At 69.2% G+C, this 16808-nt stretch carries 14 protein-coding genes and 1 pseudogene; 7 read left to right on the top strand and 8 right to left on the bottom strand.

The window, feature by feature from the left end; genetic code table 11:
* A pseudogene (locus ABN028_RS15345) lies at positions 1-189 on the top strand (nucleotide sugar dehydrogenase); the annotation flags it as partial.
* A gap of 2 nt (positions 190-191) precedes the next feature.
* Entirely contained in the window at positions 192-1370 is a 1179-nt protein-coding gene (locus ABN028_RS15340) for a glycosyltransferase (RefSeq protein ID WP_349331964.1), read from the top strand.
* A gap of 284 nt (positions 1371-1654) precedes the next feature.
* Here ABN028_RS15340 and wecB read toward each other — a convergent pair whose 3' ends face one another.
* Entirely contained in the window at positions 1655-2722 is a 1068-nt protein-coding gene (gene wecB / locus ABN028_RS15335; protein ID WP_349697040.1) for a non-hydrolyzing UDP-N-acetylglucosamine 2-epimerase, read from the bottom strand.
* Between the two features lie 217 nt (positions 2723-2939).
* Here wecB and ABN028_RS15330 point away from each other — a divergent pair, with 217 nt between their 5' ends.
* On the top strand, positions 2940-4235 hold the full coding sequence (locus ABN028_RS15330; protein ID WP_349697042.1) for a nucleotide sugar dehydrogenase: 1296 nt from the start codon (positions 2940-2942) through the stop codon (positions 4233-4235).
* A gap of 56 nt (positions 4236-4291) precedes the next feature.
* Here the strand turns inward: ABN028_RS15330 and ABN028_RS15325 are convergent, their stop codons facing one another.
* On the bottom strand, positions 4292-5320 hold the full coding sequence (locus ABN028_RS15325) for a lysozyme (RefSeq protein WP_349697039.1): 1029 nt from the start codon (positions 5318-5320) through the stop codon (positions 4292-4294).
* A 272-nt stretch (positions 5321-5592) separates the two neighbouring features.
* Positions 5593-6786 (bottom strand): GH25 family lysozyme, encoded by a 1194-nt coding sequence (locus tag ABN028_RS15320; RefSeq protein WP_349697038.1) that lies wholly within the window; start codon positions 6784-6786, stop codon positions 5593-5595.
* A gap of 749 nt (positions 6787-7535) precedes the next feature.
* On the opposite strand from ABN028_RS15320, the gene ABN028_RS15315 reads away from it, so the two are divergent.
* Complete coding sequence (locus ABN028_RS15315; RefSeq protein ID WP_349697037.1) at positions 7536-8213, top strand: sugar transferase; 678 nt, start codon at positions 7536-7538, stop codon at positions 8211-8213.
* A gap of 52 nt (positions 8214-8265) precedes the next feature.
* On the opposite strand, the gene ABN028_RS15310 is transcribed toward ABN028_RS15315, so the two are convergent.
* Complete coding sequence (locus ABN028_RS15310) at positions 8266-8973, bottom strand: acetyltransferase (RefSeq protein WP_349697036.1); 708 nt, start codon at positions 8971-8973, stop codon at positions 8266-8268.
* 141 nt (positions 8974-9114) lie between these two features.
* On the opposite strand from ABN028_RS15310, the gene cysD reads away from it, so the two are divergent.
* Positions 9115-10020, top strand: coding sequence for a sulfate adenylyltransferase subunit CysD (gene cysD, locus ABN028_RS15305; RefSeq protein WP_349697035.1), 906 nt, complete (start codon positions 9115-9117; stop codon positions 10018-10020).
* On the top strand, positions 10020-11270 hold the full coding sequence (locus ABN028_RS15300) for a sulfate adenylyltransferase subunit 1 (protein WP_349331971.1): 1251 nt from the start codon (positions 10020-10022) through the stop codon (positions 11268-11270). The genes cysD and ABN028_RS15300 overlap by 1 nt, the downstream gene beginning before the upstream one ends.
* Positions 11271-11494: 224 nt before the next feature.
* Here ABN028_RS15300 and ABN028_RS15295 read toward each other — a convergent pair whose 3' ends face one another.
* The 3 genes from ABN028_RS15295 to ABN028_RS15285 form a co-directional block, all read right to left on the bottom strand.
* Positions 11495-12679, bottom strand: coding sequence for a glycine C-acetyltransferase (locus ABN028_RS15295; protein WP_502879184.1), 1185 nt, complete (start codon positions 12677-12679; stop codon positions 11495-11497).
* A 235-nt stretch (positions 12680-12914) separates the two neighbouring features.
* Entirely contained in the window at positions 12915-13970 is a 1056-nt protein-coding gene (tdh, locus tag ABN028_RS15290) for an L-threonine 3-dehydrogenase (RefSeq protein WP_349331973.1), read from the bottom strand.
* Positions 13971-14046: 76 nt separating this feature from the next.
* The gene (locus ABN028_RS15285; protein ID WP_349697033.1) at positions 14047-14616 is read right to left on the bottom strand and encodes a TIGR03086 family metal-binding protein; all 570 of its coding nucleotides are present in this window, start codon (positions 14614-14616) and stop codon (positions 14047-14049) included.
* Between the two features lie 97 nt (positions 14617-14713).
* On the opposite strand from ABN028_RS15285, the gene ABN028_RS15280 reads away from it, so the two are divergent.
* The gene (locus ABN028_RS15280) at positions 14714-15070 is read left to right on the top strand and encodes a hypothetical protein (protein ID WP_349697032.1); all 357 of its coding nucleotides are present in this window, start codon (positions 14714-14716) and stop codon (positions 15068-15070) included.
* A gap of 59 nt (positions 15071-15129) precedes the next feature.
* Here the strand turns inward: ABN028_RS15280 and ABN028_RS15275 are convergent, their stop codons facing one another.
* Positions 15130-16542, bottom strand: coding sequence for a serine hydrolase domain-containing protein (locus ABN028_RS15275; RefSeq protein ID WP_349697031.1), 1413 nt, complete (start codon positions 16540-16542; stop codon positions 15130-15132).
* Positions 16543-16808: the final 266 nt, after the last annotated feature.

Below are 16808 nucleotides of genomic sequence, written 5' to 3'. Positions count from 1 at the left end.
TACGTCGACCACTGGATCCTCGACGACACCGAAGTGCCCCGAGTGGAAGACCTCGACCAAGCCCTCCACACCGCCGACGTCACCCTCCTGCTCCAAGCCCACACCGCCTACGACCCCAAAACACTCCGAGCGGCCCGACTACTCTTCGACACCCGGGGCGTCAGCGACGGGACAGCCGAGGTGCTCTGACGATGCCCGGGCTGGGGGTGGGTTCCGCCGGGCGAAGGTCACCGACGGGCGGGGCGACACTGCGCGTGCTGGTGTGCACGGTGGTGCATCACCCGCAGGACGCGCGGATCCTCCACCGGCAGATCAGGGCCATGCTCGACGCCGGCTACTCGGTCACCTACGCCGCACCGTTCTCCGCGTGCAACACCGAGCCGTGGCCGGAGTTCACGGCCATCGACCTGCCGCGGGCGGTGGGTCGCGCCAGGGGCGAGGCACTACGAGCGGCGCGCCGGATGCTGCGTACGCATGGACATGAGGTCGACGTCGTCCTGCTTCACGATCCTGAGCTGTTGCTGGTACTGCCCGGGCTGGACATTCCCGGAGCCGTGGTCTGGGACGTGCACGAGGACACCAGCGCCGCCCTGATCGCGAAGCGCTGGCTGCCAGGACTGCTCCGACCGCTCGCGCGGATGGGCGTCCGGATGGTCGAGGACCGCGCCGAACGGAGCCTGCGGCTGATCCTCGCCGAGGAGGGCTACCGCAACCGCTTCCGCCAGATCCATCCCGTCGTCCCCAACACGACGTACGTACCGGAGAACGTCTCGACCGCCGGCGACGACCGGGTGGTGTACGTCGGCCACCTTGCCGCCGCCCGCGGGGTCGACGTCATGGTCGAGACGGCTCGCCACCTCGCCGGGAGCGGGCTCACCGTCGACGTCGTGGGGCATGCCGATGGCCATTCCCGCGGAGCCCTCCGGGCCGCGCAGGACAACGGCTGGCTCCGGTGGCACGGGTTCGTCCCCAACGACAAGGCGATGGCGTTCCTCGACGGTGCCATGTGCGGGCTCTCGCTGCTGCAGGACCTGCCCAACTACCGGCACTCGATGCCGACGAAGGTGCTCGAGTACATGGCCCACGGCGTACCCGTCGTGACCACCCCGCTGCCGGCGGCGGTGTCGCTGATGCAGGTGCACAAGTGCGGGGTCGTCGTCCCCTTCGACGACCCGGAGGCGACCGCTGCGGCGGTGTTGCGGCTGCACCGCGACGCCGCCCTGCGTACCTCCATGGGTCTGCGCGGCCACCAGGCCGCCCGGGTGGGATACCACTGGCCGGACACCGCGCGGGAGTTCCTCACCCGGATCGAGTCATGGGCCCAGGCAGCCCGCCCGCGTCCCTGCCTGACCCTCGGCACCACGCTCTGACCGAGCGGCGCGGCTGTGGGCGAGTGAGCGGCGAGGCGCCAGGGAAAGCGCCCGAAGATGCCACTTGCCTAGTCAGCCAGGCTTTCCTAACGCCGAGCTTGGGCCGGTGGCATCGGGCCAGGTGAGTGTCCTGGTCGGCCAGGCTGGAGGTACCGGGGCAAGGCGTTGATGCCTGTTTTCGGGCGACTGGCCTGGTCAGCCAGGCTTCCGCGACCCCGCCTACCCCGCCTACCCCGCCTACCCCGCCTACCCCGCCTACCCCGCCGACCGCAGCGGACGAGGTTCTAAGCCTCGGCGAGCACGTCCACGACCCGTTCGGCGGCGTGGCCGTCGCCGTAGGGGGTGCCTCTGTCCGACGCCGGCTTGTCCCGGTCCGCCAGCTCCTTGACCTTCGTGAGCCCCGGGTCGAGGACATTCCAGCCGCCGGCGAGCGTCTCGACCCATTCGGTCTCGGTCCGCAGCGTCGTGCACGGGGTCCCCAGGAGGTACGCCTCCTTCTGCAGGCCGCCGGAGTCGGTGACGACGCCGCGGGCGCCGAGCAGGGCACGCACCATGTCGGGATAAGCGAGTGGTGCCAGCGGGTGCAGCGCGCCCCGCCGCAGCACGAGGCCGTACGCCTGGCACCGTGCCTCCAGCCGGGGGTGGGCGAGGAGCGCCACCGGCACGTCGAGTCCCGCGAGGGCGTCGAGCACCGCGGCCAGCCGGACCGGGTCGTCGGTGTTCTCCGCCCGGTGGACCGTCGCGACGACGAAACCGACCGACGACTCCGCGACCGCCGCCGGCAGCTCGTCCGGCAGGGGCAGCTCAGCCACGCTCGCGCGTACCTTCAGGCACACGTCGGTCATCACGTCGCCGACGAGGAGCGACCGCTCGGCGAGTCCTTCGCGGGCCAGGTGACCCATCGCGAGCTCGGTCGGCGCCAGCAGCAGGTCGGCGGCGTGGTCGGTCAGGACACGGTTGTGCTCCTCGGGCATGGCGCGGTTGAACGAGCGCAGCCCCGCCTCGAGGTGCGCCACCCGTCGTTGCTGCTTGACCGCGGCGAGCGCGGCGGCGACGGTCGAGTTCGTGTCGCCGTAGACGAGCACCCAGTCGGCCGACACCTCTGTGAGCACCGGGTCGAGCGCGGCCAGCATCGCGCCGGTCTGCACGCCGTGCGTACCCGATCCGATCCCCAGATGGACGTCCGGCGCCGGGATGGCCAGATCGGCGAAGAACACCTCCGACATCCGCGCGTCGTAGTGCTGGCCGGTGTGGATGATCACGTGCTCGAGAGCGGTCCGGGCGAACGCCGCCGCCACGGGGGCCAGCTTCACGAACTGCGGACGTGCTCCGACCACGCTGATGACCTTCACGGTGATTCTCCTCGCGCTAGGGTGACTCTCCTCGCGCTGGCAGGGCGGATCCGTCCGTAGTTCGCAGCGCTTTCCGACCGGGACCGCCTCGCATCCGACCGCGCCCGACCCTTCGTTCGTCCGGATCCGGACGCTCGGCACGTTACTCTAGCGAGCGCTGGCGCATGTCCTGCCACAACGCCACGGAGGCCGGCTTCTCGTGAATGTCACCGATCCGTTGACGATCGCCGTCGTCGGGCTGGGCAAGATCGGCCTGCCCCTTGCGGTCCAGTACGCGGGCAAGGGCCACCGCGTCATCGGGGTCGACGTCAACCCGCGCGTGGTGGAGCTGGTCGGTTCCGGCACCGAGCCGTTCCCCGGCGAAGCCGATCTCGACGTACGCCTGAAGCAGGTCGTCGCCGACGGACGCCTGCGCGCGACCACCGACTACGCGGCGGCGATCCCCGACGCTTCGCATGTCGTGGTCGTCGTCCCCCTCTTCGTCGACGCCGAGGGCGTACCCGACTTCGGCTGGATGGACGCCGCGACCGGCGACATCGGGGCGCACCTCACCCGCGGCACCACGGTGATCTATGAGACGACGCTGCCGGTCGGCACGACGCGTACCCGCTGGAAGCCCGCGCTCGAGCAGCGCTCGGGGCTGACGTGTGGCACCGATTTCTGGGTCGCGTTCTCACCCGAGCGGGTGCTGACCGGCCGGGTGTTCGCCGACCTGCGGCGCTATCCCAAGCTGATCGGCGGGCTCGACCCGGTGGCGGCTGACCGGGCGCGGGCGCTCTACGCCGCGGTCCTCGACTTCGACGACCGGCCGGATCTTCCGCGGCCCAACGGTGTCTGGGACCTCGGGTCGGCCGAGGCTGCGGAGCTGGCGAAGCTCGCCGAGACCACCTACCGCGATGTCAACATCGGGTTGGCGAACCAGTTCGCGCGGTACGCAGGCGAGCACGGCATCGACATCCACGCGGTCATCGACGCCTCGAACTCCCAGCCGTACAGCCATATCCACCGGCCCGGCATCGCCGTCGGCGGGCACTGCATCCCGGTGTATCCACGGCTCTACCTCTGGAACGACCCGTCCGCCACCGTGGTGCGGGCCGCCCGCGACGCCAACTCCGAGATGCCCGCCTACGCCGTGGGGTTGCTGGCACAGTCCTACGGCGATCTCGCGGGTGCCCGCGTCGTGGTGCTGGGTGCGGCGTACCGCGGTGGAGTGAAGGAGACGGCGTTCTCCGGTGTCTTCCCGACCGTCCACGCACTGCGGGCGGCGGGGGCCGACGTCGTGGTGCACGATCCGTTGTACGCCGACGACGAGTTGACCGGGCTCGGGTTCACGGCGTACCACCTGGGCGAGCCGGTCGACGCCGCCATCGTGCAGGCCGACCACGCCGACTACCGCGGTCTCGGCCCGGCGGACCTGCCTGGCATTCGCGCACTCGTCGACGGCCGGGCGCTCACCGATGCGACACGGTGGCGCGAGGCCGGGGTGCTGCACCGCACCATCGGCGTCGCATAGCCACGGCCAGGTGCGGGGACACACGCGTTGCCGTGGCCCTGCAGCCGAGAGTCAGCTCAGCCGTTGGCGAGCGCCTGGAGCCGGTCGTACGCACCGTTGAAGTAGTTCTGGTCCAGCGGGCTGCTGGTGTACTGCCAGATCGTCCGCGTACCCCATCCGGCGGGCAGTGTGCCGGGCGTGCTGGCGTACCGCGCGATCCACAACGGGTTCGTCGAGCCGAAGGACGCGTTGTTGCCCGTGCACTGCGTCCACCAGTCCGTCGTCGTGTAGATCACCGCGTCGCGACCGGTCCGCGCCTTGTACTGGTTGGTGAAGCTGCGGATCCAGCTCACCATCGCGCTCTGGGAGAGCCCGTAACACGTGGCGCCGTAAGGGTTGTACTCGATGTCGAGCGCACCAGGAAGGGTCTTGCCGTCACCTGACCAGCCGCCGCCGTGGTCGACGAAGTAGTTGGCCTGGGTGGCGCCGCTCGTGGTGTCCGGCCGCGCGAAGTGGTAAGCGCCGCGGATCATCCCGATGTTGTAGGACCCGTTGTACTGCTGGGCGAAGTACGGATTGGTGTAGTAGGTGCCCTCGGTCGCCTTGGCGTAGGCGAACTTCTTGCCCTGCCCCCACCAGTACGCCCAGTCGACGTTGCCCTGGTGGCTCGCGACGTCGATGCCGGGGGTCTGCGTGGCGGCGGCCCGGATCGCGCGGGACGGCGCGGCCACCGGCTTGTCCTGGTGGGCGCTCCATCCCATGTAGGCCCCACCCAACCGGTCGACGCCGGCCGCGCGTGCGGATGTCGTGGGTGTCGTGGATGTGGCGGGTGCCGTGGATGCGGTGGCTGTCGTGGGCGCGGCGCGGGCGGTGGATGCGAGGACGACCCGCGGGCCCGAGGTGGTCAGTAGCCCGTCGGAGTAGGGCGCCATCGCGGCCAGCGAGGGCGAGGAGAGGCTCAGGGTGACAGCGGTCGTGGCGACGGCGAGGGCGGCGAGACGCTGGCGCGTCCGATGGCGAGGTGCCGTGTCGCGAGGTGCGGTGTCGCGAGGTTCGGTGTCGCGAGGTGCCGTGTCGCGAGGTTCGGTGTCGCGAGGTGCGGCCATGAAGTCTCCTTCGGTGGCAGGCGTACCGAGTGGCACCGCACCGGACGTTAACGGCCCGCGTCACCGGCGCCGGTACGGATGCTAAGGAGAGATCATCGAGCCAGACAGTCAGCTGGCAGCAAGTTTCCACCTGCCTGCTGGCCCGTCTTCCGATGGCCCGTCTGCCGATGGCCTGCCTGCCGATGGCCTGCCTGCCCGATGGCCTGCCTGCCCGTGTGCAAGGTCCGGCGGCCCCAGCGCACCACGCACGCGCGTGAGGCCGCCGGAACCCCTCACCTGCGGGCGAGCTCCTTCAGTTCCGCCCACGAACCCTTGAAGTAGTTCTTGTCGAGCGGGGTGTCGGTGTACTGCCAGATCGTGTGGCGTTCCCAGCCACCCGGGGCCTTGCCCGGACGAGGGTTGTAGCTCGCGAGCCACAGCGGATGGTCGCTGAACGCCTGGGAGTCACCGGTGCAGTCGCGCCACCAGTTGCCGTTGGTGTAGATGATCGCCTTGCGTCCGGTGAGTTTCTCGTACGTCGTGAGGAAGTCGTCGGTCCAGGCGACGATTTCCTCGGGCGAGAGGTTGTAGCACGTCGGCCGTCCGACGGCTTCACCGAATTCGATGTCGAGAACGCCTGGCAGTGTTCGACCATCTGCCTTTCCGCCGCCCCCGTTCGCGACGAAGAATTTCGCCTGTGCGGCGCCACTCGGGCCGTCAGGAAGCGCGAAGTGATAGGCGGTACGCAGCATTCCGACCCGGCCTGCGCCTTCCCACTGTTCGTCGAAGGTGTCGCTGATGAAGTGCGTGCCCTCGGTGGCCTTGATGGAGGAGAAGCGCATGCCCTGGCGCCACCAGTAGTCCCAGTCCATATTGGGTTGAAAGCTCGAGATGTCGATCCCACGGACCCGGATCCAGCCGTTCATGTTCACCTGGTGGCCGTTGCGCTCGGCCGCGAGGGCGCTCTCGTCGCCGCGTCCGGCCCTCCGTCCGTTCGTGCCCCGGTCGGTTCGGTCGCCGCGGCCGGCGCGGGACCCTTCCTGCTGGGTCAGGGCTTTCTGGTCGACCTCGGCCTGGCCGGTGACCGTGCCGCCATCGCGTTCGCCTGCGTCGCTCCCGCCTGCGTCGCCCCGGTGTCCGTCGTGGGAGTCACTGGTCCCGTCGTCTGGCTGGGAGATGTCGGCGCCGTCCTGCTCGCGCACGCCGGCGCCGGCCGCGGCGTCCGGATCGCCGCCATCCCCGCTGGCGGACACGCCGCTCTCGGAGTCCGAGCCGACCCCCTCTTCGCCTGCCTGGCTGTCTCCGGTGACGGTGATCCCACCCTGGTCCGCGGCATGATCAACGCCGCTCCGGTCGACGCTGAAGGTCGGGATGGCGAGCCCGGCGGTGAGTGCCGCGGCACCGACATAGACGGCGACGGACTTCCAGGACGGCCGTTTGCGAAAAAGACGGTCAGGCCTCGGGATTTCGACGGCAAACAGCCTCACAAGCTCTCCTCCGGGTCGGGACATCAGGCGTGAACGGCTCGCCGAAATCCCGACTGTCAGGCACACAGGCGTGTGAGGACAGCCAGATCGGTCGACGCGAGTGGATCAGCGATGCGTGAGCAGCGTGAAGGTGCGTGTCGCGGGGCTGTGATTCCGGGAGCCGCTGTTCTGTTCGGGTACCTGGTCTCCGGGTACCTGGTTGTGGTGCCGGTTGCGGCCCCCGCGGCCGACCTGCGCATTCTGCGCGAGCGCTTGCGGGCTTTCCAACCCGGGAGTCCACAATGCGGGAAATTGCCGGTACGCCTGCGACTTATCCACACCCACGCAACGCAATGTCCGGCTCGGGAGTGATGTACTTGGATCGTCAGTCTGCCCGGATATGGGCGGCAGGCGGTACGTGGTCTGGATCGCAGGCGGTCTGACGTCCCTGGACCTGGCCTGGTCCTGCGTTCCTGGGCTCACCCGGCGGGTCGGAGTCGTACCGTCGGTCGTCCGCACGCGGGCGACGGGCGATCCGACCCGCCGGCCGCGTCACACATGACCCGGCGCGGTGGATGGGGTTCGGTGAAATGGGGGACAGCGATGCCCGGACGCGCAGCGCATGACGGAGGAGTCAGCCGGCCAAGGCCGGGGCGAGGTGGCGCCGCCGCCACTCACAGCGCGCTGGTGTCGGGACCCCGCCCACGACGTAACCCCGCCGATGACGGCTCGTTCGTTCCAGTGAGGACGAGATGTACACGGGGTGAGCGGTGAGACTTCAGCCAGGACGCACTCTCAAGCGCGGCATCGATGTCGTCCTCGCCCTCGTCGGCCTCCTCGCCCTCGCTCCGGTCATGGCGGCCGTCGCACTCCTGATCCGGTGGCGCCTCGGCGGGCCGGTCCTCTTCCGCCAGCGCCGCACGGGCATGGGCGGCCGGCAGTTCCGCGTCCTGAAGTTCCGTACGATGACCGACCGCCGGGACGCCCGCGGGGAACTCCTGCCCGACCACCGCCGCCTGACCAGGCTCGGGCGGCTCCTGCGCCGGCTGAGCCTCGACGAGATTCCGCAGCTCATCAACGTTCTGCGCGGGGACATGAGCGTTGTCGGCCCGCGGCCGCTGTTGCCGAAGTACGACACGTGGTACACCGCCACCGAGCGCCGCCGGTTCGACGTCCGGCCGGGCATCACCGGACTGGCGCAGATCGCCGGTCGCAACACGGTGGGATGGGGCACCCGGCTCAGCCTCGACGTGGAGTACGTCGACCGCTGGTCGCTCTGGCTCGACGCGGTGATCATCGTGCGGACGATCCGGGTCGTCTTCGCGCGAGAGGGTGCCGTCGCCGACCAGCGGGCGCTCATGTCCGACCTGGACGAGGAACGCGCCGAAGCGCTGACCGACGAACTCCTCCTCGACGCCGAGGGTCGCAAGCTCCTCCGCGCCTGCTGACCAGGCAAGGTCCTCGACCACGAGGGACCTCCTTCAATACCGCGTGGCTCCGTCAGCCGGGGGGCGCGGCCGCTGACCTGGTGAGCGGCCGGGCGGGCACCCCGACCACGGTCGTCCCGGCCGTGACGGAACGGGTCACCACCGCACCAGCGCCGACGTAGGCACCCGATCCGACCTCGAGACCCTGGAGTACGCACGCGTTCGAGCCAATCGTGACGCCTTTGCCGAGTCGGACGGCACCGGCGACGTTCGCTCCAGGGAAGACCGTCGCGAAGTCCTCGAGGGCGGCGTCGTGGCCGACTGACGCGGTGTAGTTGACCTGCGTGTGGCGGCCGAGAACGCAGGACGACGAGACGTGGGCGAGGGCCAGGATCACCGACCCGGCACCGACCGTCGTCTCCGGACCGATGACCGCGCGCGGATGTACGACGGTGCGTGGCGTGAACCCTCGGGCGGCGAACTCGGCGGAAAGTCGCATTCGTACGGCCGGATCCGCGATGGCCACGACGAAGCCAGCGCCCGTATCGTCCGCCGGGTCGGAATCCGGATCTGCGTCGTCCGGATGGATCACCGGGAGCCCACGGATTCGCTCACCGGCGCGGGAATGATCACAGAACACCACGGGGGCAGCGTGACCACGGTCGTACCCGCGTCCCTCGTGATCGCGCTCGGCGCCACGGTCGGCATGATCACGCGCCGCGAGCACCGCGTCGTAGGTTTCGCGACCGAATCCCCCCGCACCGACGATGTACAGCGTCATGACCGGCCAGCCTAGTGACCGGCTCAGCTGGGGTATCCGCTCCCGCGTCCGTGATGCGGAGAGGCACCGGACCGCCGCTGGAGGGCCCAGGTAGCATCGCAGGGCGTCCGTCCCGTCCCGATGCCACGGCTGGTGGAGTTCATGTCCGTCGATTACCGATTGTCACACCTGCAGGCGCTCGAGGCCGAGTCGATCCACATCCTCCGTGAGGTCGCGGCCGAGTTCGAGCGACCAGCGTTGTTCTTCTCCGGTGGCAAGGACTCCTGTGTCATGCTCCGGCTCGCCGAGAAGGCGTTCTGGCCGGCGCGGATTCCATTCCCGCTTTTGCACATCGACACCGGGCACAACTTCCCCGAGGTGCTGGATTTCCGCGACCGGCGCGTCGAGGAGTTGGGCGTGCGACTGATCGTGGGGTCGGTCCAGAAGGCGATCGACGAGGGGCGGATCTGGGAGCGCCCGGGCGAGACCCGAAACCGGCTGCAGACCCCGGTGATCCTCGAGATGGTCGAGGAGCACCGGTTCGACGCGCTGCTTGGTGGCGGTCGCCGTGACGAGGAGAAGGCGCGAGCGAAGGAGCGGGTCTTTTCGTTCCGCGACGAGTTCGGTCAGTGGGACCCCAAGAACCAACGGCCCGAGCTGTGGAACCTCTACAACGGCCGGCTCCACACCGGCGAGTCGATCCGCGCGTTCCCCCTGTCCAACTGGACCGAGCTCGATATCTGGCAGTACACCGCCGACGAGGGCATGGAGATCCCGTCGATCTACTACGCGCACCGGCGGAAGGTGTTCCTGCGCGACGGCATGTTGCTCGCCGAGTCGGAGTTCGTACCTCGCCGGGAGGGCGAGGAGCTGACCGAGCAGACGGTGCGTTACCGCACTGTCGGCGACATCTCCTGCACGGGCGCGGTGGTGTCCACGGCAAGCACGATCGAGGAGATCATCGCCGAGGTCGCCACCAGCCGGGTCACCGAACGTGGAGCGACCCGGGCCGACGACAAGTTCTCCGAGGCCGCGATGGAAGACCGTAAGCGGGAGGGTTACTTCTGATGGATCTGCTGCGGTTTGCCACGGCCGGCAGCGTCGACGACGGCAAGAGCACGCTGATCGGCCGGCTGCTGTACGACTCGAAGGCGATCTTCGAAGACCAGCTCGAAGCGGTCGAACGTACGAGCCGCGACAAGGGCTTCGAGTACACCAACCTCGCGCTCCTCACCGACGGTCTGCGGGCCGAGCGGGAGCAGGGCATCACGATCGACGTGGCCTACCGCTACTTCGCGACGCCGCGGCGGAAGTTCATCATCGCCGACACGCCGGGCCACATCCAGTACACCCGCAACATGGTCACCGGTGCGTCCAACGCCGATCTCGCCCTGGTGCTGGTCGACGCCCGCAACGGCCTGGTCGAGCAGACCCGGCGGCATGCGTTCCTGGTGTCGTTGCTGCGGGTGCCGCACCTGGTGCTGTGTGTCAACAAGATGGACCTGGTGGGCTACGACAAGGCGGTGTTCGACCGGATCCACGAGGACTTCGTCGGCTTCGCCACCAAGCTGAACATCCCGGACCTCGAGGTCATCCCGATCTCCGCGCTGGAAGGCGACAACGTAGTCGACCGGTCACCCAGCATGCCGTGGTACGACGGTCCGTCGTTGCTGCACCATCTCGAGAACGTCCACGTCGCGAGCGACCGCAACCTGGTCGACGTCCGCATGCCGGTGCAGTACGTCATCCGGCCACACTCCAACGACTACCACGACTACCGCGGTTACGCCGGTCAGATCGTCGGCGGTGTGCTCAAGCCGGGTGACGAGGTGATGGCGCTGCCGTCGGGGCTGACGTCCCGAGTGACCCACATCGACACCGCGGACGGACCGATCGACGAGGCGTACCCTCCGATGTCGGTGACCGTGCAGCTTGCCGACAACCTCGACATCTCGCGGGGCGACATGATCTGCCGGCCGCACAACGCACCGCACGCCGCCCAGAACGTCGACGCGATGGTGAGCTGGATGGTCGACAAGCCCCTGCAGCCAGGTCAGCGGATCCTCGTCAAGCACACCACGCGCACGGCCAAGGCGATCGTGAAGGGCCTGCACTACCGGCTCGACGTCAACACCCTGCACCGCGACGAGACGGCCGGCCAGCTCGGGCTCAACGAGATCGGCCGGATCGATCTTCGCGTGGCGCAGCCGCTGTTCGTCGACGAGTACCGCCGCAACCGGTGGACCGGCGGGTTCATCCTGATCGACGAGGCCACCAACGTCACCGTAGGCGCCGGAATGATCGTCAGCGCCACCTGACGATCCCGGCGCTGAGCGCGCTCGTCTGATGGTTCACTGAAACGGCAAGCACAGGACCGCCCTCACCACTTCCGGTGATCATGATCGTGGTCATGAAGCCGCAGAGGTCAGATGGCCCCGTTTCCCTTCACGGACCCGTTTGCCTTCATGATCACCGGGCCCATGTCGCCGACCCATTCGGTTCATGATCACGGTCATGATCACGGTCATGATCACGGGGAGGATCACGGGGAGGGGGAGGTGGCGACCTTCTCGCGTGCCGCCGCGAAGGCGGTGGCGGCGCGGTCAAGGTCGTCGCGGCTGTGGGCCGCCGACATCTGCGTACGAATGCGCGCCGTGCCGTGCGGCACCACCGGGTAGGAGAACGCGGTCACGTAGATTCCGAGCTCGAGCAGCGCAGCGGCCATCCGCCCCGCCAGGACGGCGTCGCCGAACATGACCGGGATGATCGGATGCTCGCCCGGGAGCACGTCGAAGCCCAGCTCGACCATCCGCGCGCGGAAGTACGCAGTGTTGTCGCGCAGGCGCTCGCGCAGCTCGTCAGAGGAGTCGAGGAGGTCGAGCGCCCGGATCGACGCGGCCGCGATCGACGGCGCGAGCGAGTTGGAGAACAGGTACGGACGCGACCGCTGCCGCAGCACCTCCACGATCTCGGCGCGGGCGGAGGTGTAGCCGCCACTCGCCCCGCCCAGTGCCTTGCCGAGGGTGCCGGTGAGGATGTCGATCCGGTCGACGACGCCGTGCAGCTCCGGCGTACCCCGGCCGTGCGCGCCCACGAACCCCACCGCGTGCGAGTCGTCGACCATGACGAGCGCGTCATGTCGCTCGGCGAGGTCGCAGATGTCGGCGAGCGGTGCGAGGTAGCCGTCCATCGAGAAGACCCCGTCGGTGGCGATCAGCCGGAACCGCGCATCGGCCGCGGCCTTCAGTTGGACCTCGAGGTCGGCCATGTCGGCGTTCTTGTAGCGAAAGCGCCGCGCCTTGCACAGGCGTACGCCGTCGATGATGCTCGCGTGGTTGAGCGCGTCGGAGATGATCGCGTCCTCAGGCCCCAGCAGGGTCTCGAAGAGGCCGGTGTTGGCGTCGAAGCACGAGCTGTAGAGGATCGTGTCCTCGGTGCCGAGGAAGTCCGAGATCCGGCGTTCGAGGCGTTTGTGCAGCTCCTGCGTACCGCAGATGAACCGCACCGACGCCATCCCGAAGCCCCACTCGTCGAGCCCGGCCTTCGCGGCCGCGATGAGCTCTGGATGGTCGGCGAGGCCGAGGTAGTTGTTGGCGCAGAGGTTCAGCACCTCGCGGCCGCCGGCAACGCCCACCGTCGCGCTCTGTGGAGTGGTGAGAGGGCGCTCGGCTTTGTAGAGACCCGCGGTACGGATCTCGTCGAGGGTGTCGCGGAGGTGGTCGCGGATCTTGCCGTACACGTCGTTCCCTTCGACCTGTGCCGGACGAGGGTGGTGTGTGCCCTCGTGGGATGGGGGACGCCCAGAGGCGAATCCCGATGGGATGAGGTTGCCCCTGTTACGAACCTATGGGATGAGGGGCGCCCTGATGCGAACCCGGTCGGGTCAAGGGGGTGCGCTCATGGGAACCCGGTCGGGTCAAGGGGGTGCGCTCATGCGAACCCGGTCGGGTTGAGGGGCACCCTCAGGCAGCATGCTCGGGCGGATTCTGGTCCCAGTCCAGGAGTACCTTGCCGCACTGGCCTTCCCGCACGGTGGCGAACGCCGCTTCGTAGTCGGCGGCCGGGAACCGGTGCGTGATCACCGGCGTGATGTCGAGGCCCTCCGAGACGAGCACCGACATCGCGTACCACGTCTCCATCATCTGCCGGCCGTAGATTCCCTTGATCGTCAGCATCGACAACACCACCCGACTCCAGTCGATGCTGATCCGGTCCGACTCCGCCGGGATCCCGAGCATCGCGATCCGACCGCCGTGTGCCATCGCGTCGACCATGGCGGGCAGCGCGGTCGGGTGGCCGGACATCTCGAGGCCGATGTCGAAACCTTCCTTCATGCCGAGCTCGTGCTGCGCCTCGGCCAAGGTCGTACGCCCGACGTTGAGGGCGCGGGTGACACCGACCCGGCCGGCGAGCTCCAGCCGGTAGTCGTTGACGTCGGTGATGACGACGAACCGCGCTCCGGCGTGGCGTACGACGGCCGCCGCCATGATCCCGATCGGTCCGGCGCCGGTGATCAGCACGTCCTCGCTCAGCACCGGAAACGTGAGCGCCGTGTGGACCGCGTTCCCGAACGGATCGAAGATCGTCGCCGCGTCGAGGTTGATGTCGGCCGGGTGCCGCCACACGTTGGTCGCCGGCAGCGTGAGGTAGTCGGCGAACGCACCGGACCGGGACAGTCCGACTCCCTGCGTGTGCGCGCACAGGTGCCTGCGCCCGGCCATGCAGTTGCGGCAGCGCCCGCACACCAGGTGGCCCTCGCCGCTCACGACGTCGCCGACCTCGAGCTCGGTGACGCCGGCGCCCAGCTCGACGATCCTGCCGACGAACTCGTGGCCGATGACGAGCGGGACGGGTACGTGGGCGCGGGCCCAGTCGTCCCACGAGACGATGTGCAGGTCGGTGCCGCAGATCCCGGTCTGCAGGATCCGGATGAGGACCTCACCGGCTGCCGGCGCCGGGTCAGGGATCTCCTCCAGCCACAGCCCGGGCTCGGCCTTCGCCTTCACCAACGCACGCATCGCCGACGTCTCCCACCGGGTCCGGCGTCCGGACCCCTCGCTCCTGCCGCGCCCGCCGCCGTGTCCGGTCGCTGGCCTACGGATGGCGGCCGGTGAGGCCGATCAGCTGGTCCTGCCGGTCGTTCCCCGCGACCTTGACCGGGGGCGCGAAGATGCTTGTGCCCTGCCACTGGGGCACGACCTGCTCGGCGTACTCCCATACGTACTCAACCACGTCCGGGTCGAGCCGGTCCGGCAGACCGGCTGCCTGGGCGAGATCCCAGGCGTGGACGGTGAGGTCCATGAGCATCTGGTTCGCGTACTCCGCGACGGGCGCGTCGCCCATCGAGAGGTGCACTGACAGGTCGTCGGAAGCCCCTGCCCACGCCGCGAGCGAGTCGTCGATCGCGGCCGCCCAGCGCGTGGCTGGCTCGTCGCCGATCACGTCCCCGTCGTATCGGTCGCCGACGTCGCTGATGGTCTCGCCGCGGAGCAGGTGCGGTGCCCACAGGTGTTCGGCGACCACGTGGTTGACCAGGTCGTGGACCGACCATTCGGTGCAGGGGGTGCGTGCCTTCCACAGATCAGCGGGTACGCCGTGCACCCGATCGCCGAAGAGCCTGGCGGCCCGCGGCATGAGGGTCCGCGCGGTCGGTCTCGTCGCCATCGTTGTCGCCTCCCGCAGGTGATCGGGCGTCAGAACGTGGTGAGTGTCGCCTCGCTGGTACGTAGCGAGGGGGAGTACGGGCTGCTAGAGTTCGAACATGTATTCGAATAAGACTCACGAACCGAGTCTCGCCCCGCTGACTGAGATCGATCCGATCGCCCTGGGCCAGGCCGGGCTCCAGGCACTCGCCCTGGCCGGCACGGCGATCCTCGCACGCTACGCCCGCTCCCAGGACCGTGCCGACGAAATGGCCGATTTGGAGGGTACCCTCCCGCACCCTGACCGGAGCATTCTCATGAGCGCGCTGGGGGCGTTCGCCGAACCGCAGGCGGCCGCGAGCTCTGGTGAGGAGGACGTTCGCCGGCAGGCCGATGCCGTCGCGGCGATGTGCCTGCGGGCCCGAACCACCCTCACCCGCCAGGACCGGCTCGTGCCCGGGGCCAGGCAGCGATGACCTTCGCCGGGTTCACGTCCGGCGGAAGGCTGCGGGTCAGGCGTTCGGTCTGGCGGTGGTCAGGCGTCGCTGGCCGGCCGGTCGAGGCCTGACCAGCCAGCCGGATCGACCCCGCCCGGCACCGGCGCCTCAGGGTCGTACGGCTCCCGCGTGAAGGTGAACGTCGCGAGGTCGAGATGACTGACCCGGCAGTCTCCCGGGCCGCCGCGAGTGCTGCCGCCTCGCTCCGCGCCCTCCCGTACGACCCGTAGTGTCTCGCCGGCGTAGTAGCCGTCGAGTCCGATCCAGGTGCCGTCGCCGTTCGAGCGGAACCGCACCCGCTCGCCGCCGGACATCCGGGTGAGCTCGAGAAGCTCTCTGCCGCGCGCCCGCAGGACGAAAGCCGCGGGACCCCAGTACCACTGCCCGACGATCTCCAGGACGGAATCGTCCAGCGCGTCCACCGGCGCCCACTCCGCCGGCAGCCGCGGTTCGGCGTCGAGGACGATCCCGACGAGATCCGTGGCAACCCCGCCCACGCCGCTCGTCGTGTTCGCCAACGTGATGGCGCCGACCTGCTCGTCGACGTCGATGAGCAGGTCGGCAAGAAAGCCCGGCATGGAGCCCTGATGGCCCACCATGGTCCGGCCGTTCTGGCGCAGGACCCGCAGGCCGAGGCCGTAACCGTTCGTCCATTCCGGTGCCCGCTCGAGGATCACGGGGTCGCGGAGCTCGGCGAGGGTGGCCGGGCTCAGCACGCCGCCCGTGTCGCCGCCGATGAAGGCCGCCCATCTGGCCAGATCACCAATGGTCGACCAGAGCTGTCCGGCCGGGGCCATGGCGCCGGCGTCGTGGGCGGGCTCGGGCAGGACCAGATCCGCCCAGGGATGGACCGCGTATCCCTCGGCATGTGGTGCCTCCGGGAGATATGTCGTACGACGTAACTCCAGTGGTTCGAGGATCTCGCCGCGGAGGGCATCCCACCAGGACCGTCCCCGGTGCCGCGCGACGACCTCGCCGAGGATGGCGAAGCCCAGGTTGGAGTAGTGGTACCTCCGGCTGCCCGGATGCTTCACCGTGTGCGCGTCGAACGTCGACGACAGCGCTGGCCAGTCGTCGCCGGGCGTCCGCTCCCACCAGGGGCCGTCGCGCTCGGCCTGGGCACCGGACGTGTGCGACAGCAACTGGGCGATCGTCCGGTCGCCGAGCGGCGTGCCCGTGATGTGGCGTTCGAGCGGATCGGCGAAGTCCAGGCGTCCCTCGTCCCGGAGGCGGGCGACGAGCACGGCAGTGAACGTCTTGGTGATCGACCCGATCCGGGACTGGGTGTCGCTGCTGGGCACGGTGTCGTCCACGCGGCCACGGGAGCCGGTCCAGACGAGCGCCCCATCGCGGACCACACCGGCCATCAGCGCCGGCGCGCGGGCCTCGGCCTGCTCCCTGGCGATCCGGTGCAGCAGGCTCCGAGCCGTGCTCGGAAAGAGGTCGGACATGGCGTCACCGTACCGGCGGACCTTTCGGCCCTTCTGGTGCGCTGGTCTGGTGTATGTGCACGCCCCGGGATCGCCAAGATGAATGACCACGTTGAGCATGCCTGCGGTAAGCGGAGCACGCATGTACGCCTGGTTGGGGTTCCACAGACATGCTCAACGTGGTCATTTGCCGGAATCGGCGGGTGGGCTTACGACACCGGCGCCTGGATTGCCGCGAGTGCGGGAGTGCGGGAGTGCGGGGCAAAGCGGATGACTCAGACCTCACC

Source organism: Actinopolymorpha sp. B17G11, from assembly GCF_040196095.1.
Classification (GTDB): domain Bacteria; phylum Actinomycetota; class Actinomycetes; order Propionibacteriales; family Actinopolymorphaceae; genus Thermasporomyces.
The sequence above is the reverse complement of the archived record's forward strand: the minus strand, read 5'-3'. Positions and strand labels throughout refer to the sequence as shown.

Coding starts and splice junctions, on each gene's coding strand:
- ABN028_RS15340 (WP_349331964.1), top strand. CDS start 192: ATGCCCGGGCTGGGGGTGGGTTCCGCCGGGCGAAGGTCACCGACGGGC.
- ABN028_RS15325 (WP_349697039.1), bottom strand. CDS start 5,320: ATGGCCGCACCTCGCGACACCGAACCTCGCGACACGGCACCTCGCGAC.
- ABN028_RS15310 (WP_349697036.1), bottom strand. CDS start 8,973: ATGACGCTGTACATCGTCGGTGCGGGGGGATTCGGTCGCGAAACCTAC.
- cysD (WP_349697035.1), top strand. CDS start 9,115: ATGTCCGTCGATTACCGATTGTCACACCTGCAGGCGCTCGAGGCCGAG.
- ABN028_RS15300 (WP_349331971.1), top strand. CDS start 10,020: ATGGATCTGCTGCGGTTTGCCACGGCCGGCAGCGTCGACGACGGCAAG.
- tdh (WP_349331973.1), bottom strand. CDS start 13,970: ATGCGTGCGTTGGTGAAGGCGAAGGCCGAGCCCGGGCTGTGGCTGGAG.
- ABN028_RS15285 (WP_349697033.1), bottom strand. CDS start 14,616: ATGGCGACGAGACCGACCGCGCGGACCCTCATGCCGCGGGCCGCCAGG.
- ABN028_RS15280 (WP_349697032.1), top strand. CDS start 14,714: ATGTATTCGAATAAGACTCACGAACCGAGTCTCGCCCCGCTGACTGAG.
- ABN028_RS15275 (WP_349697031.1), bottom strand. CDS start 16,542: ATGTCCGACCTCTTTCCGAGCACGGCTCGGAGCCTGCTGCACCGGATC.